The sequence below is a fragment of the Mycobacterium sp. TH-M15 genome (genome assembly GCF_057473705.1).
This window is the reverse complement of record NZ_JBYCLB010000598.1, coordinates 1-2,924: the sequence shown is the minus strand read 5'-3', so window position 1 is coordinate 2,924 and position 2,924 is coordinate 1. Positions and strand designations below refer to the sequence as shown.

The following is a 2,924-nucleotide window of genomic DNA, read 5'->3' as shown; positions in this document are numbered from 1 at the left end:
GCGGTCGAATCGGAGTCCACAGCTGGCAGCGTCATACCACAAGTGTGGACACACCAAACCAGAAAACCTAACTAATTACTGCGCGAGTCCTAACCGGTCATCAGCGAGTAGCCCCTGGTGCAGAACTCGCCGCCGGTGCCGCGCGGAACGGTCCGGCCGGTCTCCGGATCGATCACCTTGATCTCCAGGTGCGGACAGACCCGGCCGACCGTGCCGACCCGGCGCTCCAGCGAGTCGTCGCGGCGGGTCTGGGTGGAGACCGGCGAGGTCTCGGTCATCCCGTAGACGATGGAGACCTCGGGCATGTGCATGTCGTCGATGACGGCGCGCATCACCTCCGCCGGGCACGGCGCGCCGGACATGATGCCGGTGCGCAGGCTGCCCAGGTCGTAGTCGGCGAAGTCGGGCAGGCCGAGTTCGGCGATGAACATGGTGGGCACCCCGTACAGGCTGGTGCACCGTTCGTCCTGCACCGCCCGCAGCGTCGCGGCGGGGTCGAAGCCGGGCGACGGGATCACCATGGCCGCGCCGTGGCTGATGGCCGCCAGGTTGCCGAGCACCATCCCGAAGCAGTGGTAGAAGGGCACCGGGAGGCAGATCCGGTCGGCCTCGGTGTAGCCGAGCAGTTCGCCGACCAGATAACCGTTGTTGAGGATTCCGCGGTGACTGAGCGTCGCACCCTTCGGGTATCCGGTTGTGCCGGACGTGTATTGGATGTTGATCGGATCATGCGCGTCCAGCGTCTCGGCGATGTCGGCCAGCATCACCGGGTCGGCTTCGGTCCCGGCTAGTTCGTCCCATCGGGTGCTGCCGGTGAACACCACCTCGCGCAGGCCGCCGCAGCGCGGCGCCACCTCGCCCAGCAGCGCGGTGTAGTCGGACTCCTTGAAGCCGGGCGCCGAGATCACCATCGCCAGCCCGGACTGCTCTATCGCGTACCGCAGCTCGTCGGCGCGGTAGGCCGGGTTGATGTTGACCAGCAACGCACCGATCTCGGCGGTGGCGAACTGCACCAGCACCCATTCCCAGCAGTTCGGCGCCCAGATTCCCACCCGGTCACCCGGCCCGACGCCGGCACGGCTCAAGCCGGTGGCCAGCCGGCGGACATCATCGAGCAGCTGGGCATACGTCCACCGCCGCCGCGCCGGGATATCCACCAGCGCATCCCGATTCGGACATCTCGCCGCGGTGCCGGCGAGCGTCTGGGCAATGGTGGTCCGCAGCAGGGCGGGCTCGACATCGCCCCGCGCGTAGGAGAGTTCGACGCGTCCCACGGACTTCCCAGCTGCCACCACGTTCCCGACTGCCGAGCCAACCGGCCGACAGGTGCTATGTTAGTGACGATTAACTCAACTGTCTACGATCTGCGAGGTCGCGATGGCGGGGTCGGTGCCGGCAGGCCGGGACGAGCCGGCCAATCGTCGTAGCCGGCTGAAATCGGATCGACGCGGTCAGCTGCTCGCCGCCGCCGAGCGGCTCTTCGCCGAGCGCGGCTTCCTGACCGTCCGACTGGAGGACATCGGTGCCGCGGCCGGCGTCAGCGGTCCGGCCATCTATCGGCACTTCCCCAACAAGGAGGCGCTGCTGGTCGAGCTGCTGGTCGGGATCAGCACCCGGCTGCTGACCGGGGCGCGTGCGGCCGATTCCCGGGGACACGGCCCAGCCGAGGTGCTCGACGAACTGATCGACTTCCACCTCGACTTCGTCCTCGGCGAGCCCGACCTGATCCGCATCCAGGACCGCGACCTGGCTTACCTCCCGCCCGCCGCCGAACGCCAGGTCCGCCGTTCGCAGCGGCAGTACGTGGAGATCTGGGTGAGCACGCTGCGGCAGCTGCACCCCGGGCTCGCGGAATCCGCCGCACGGTTGATGGCACACGCCGCGTTCGGGCTGTTGAACTCCACACCGCACAGCATCAAGCCGATCGGCACCGCCCCCCGCTCCCGCGCGGTGCTGCGCGCGATGACGGTTGCCGCTCTGCGCACCGCGGGGGACGCCGACCCGCAGGTACCCTGCAACCCATGAGGCGGCGATGAGCCATCCACGACGACCGGCTGGATCCGACCCCCGGTGGGACGCCGAATCAGCACCGCCGCAGTACGCCGATCCGGCCTATGCGGGCCAGCTGCCGGGGTACGGCGGGTATCCGGCCCCGGCCGCGCCGCCGCCCCCGCGGCCTGCCGGCCCACCGCCGCCGGCCGGGCCACCGCCGTACTGGGCCGCGAACCGTCCGGTCATGCCGCCGCCCGGCCCGCCCCCGGGCGGCGGTGGCCCGATGCCCGGGCCTCGGCGGCCGCCCGGTTGGGCGTTTCTGCTCACCGCCGCTGCGGTGCTGCTGCTCGTGGCACTGGTCATCGCGCTGATGGTCGTCAACGGACCGGCCGACAAATCGGCGACGTCGTCTCCGCCGGCCAATCCGGACATGACCCTCGCGCCACCGAAGGTTCCGGCCAGCCCGATTCCGACCCGGCCACGAGCGCCGGCGCCGAGCATCACCGTGCCGGCACCGCCATCCCCGCCTACCACGTCGACGGCGCCGGGAGGCGTGGCGCAGGAGATCGGCTACAGCGTCACCGGCGAAGGCCGGGCGGTCAGCATCGCCTACCTCGACACCGGCGGCGTGCTGCGCACCGAGTTCGACGTGCCGCTGCCGTGGAGCAAGGAGGTCACCCTCTCCCCGCCGGCGTCGACGGTGGCCAGCGTGACGGTGGTCAGCCTCGGCCAGCAGGTGAGCTGCTCGATCACGGTCGACGGCTCCCAGGTGCGTGAGCAGACCGGGGTGGTCGTAGCGCTGTGCACAACCGCCGGCGGCTAGGAACCGGCCCGCCGATGCGGTGCGCTCACCGCCCCCATCGCCAGCAGCCCGACCAGCAGAACCGTGCACTGCCCGCCCATCCCGGCCCGGTCGTCGTGGAACACGTCGA

The 2,924-nt window shown here is 70.5% G+C and carries 2 protein-coding genes and 1 pseudogene; 2 read left to right on the top strand and 1 reads right to left on the bottom strand.

Features of this window, described 5'->3' with window-relative positions:
* Window positions 1-92 precede the first annotated feature (92 nt).
* A pseudogene (locus AC2VNT_RS14720) lies at window positions 93-1,292 on the bottom strand (AMP-binding protein); the annotation flags it as partial.
* 85 nt (window positions 1,293-1,377) lie between these two features.
* Between AC2VNT_RS14720 and AC2VNT_RS14715 the strand changes: the two are divergent.
* Window positions 1,378-2,025, top strand: coding sequence for an SACE_7040 family transcriptional regulator (locus AC2VNT_RS14715; RefSeq protein WP_486947559.1), 648 nt, complete (start codon window positions 1,378-1,380; stop codon window positions 2,023-2,025).
* 250 nt (window positions 2,026-2,275) lie between these two features.
* Window positions 2,276-2,815: an MmpS family transport accessory protein gene (locus AC2VNT_RS14710; protein ID WP_486947558.1), complete on the top strand. Its 540-nt coding sequence runs from the start codon at window positions 2,276-2,278 to the stop codon at window positions 2,813-2,815.
* Window positions 2,816-2,924: the final 109 nt, after the last annotated feature.

Excerpts from the sequence above, each read along its gene's own strand:
- AC2VNT_RS14710 (WP_486947558.1), top strand. The coding sequence starts at position 2,276 with ATGCCCGGGCCTCGGCGGCCGCCCGGTTGGGCGTTTCTGCTCACCGCC.
- AC2VNT_RS14715 (WP_486947559.1), top strand. The coding sequence starts at position 1,378 with ATGGCGGGGTCGGTGCCGGCAGGCCGGGACGAGCCGGCCAATCGTCGT.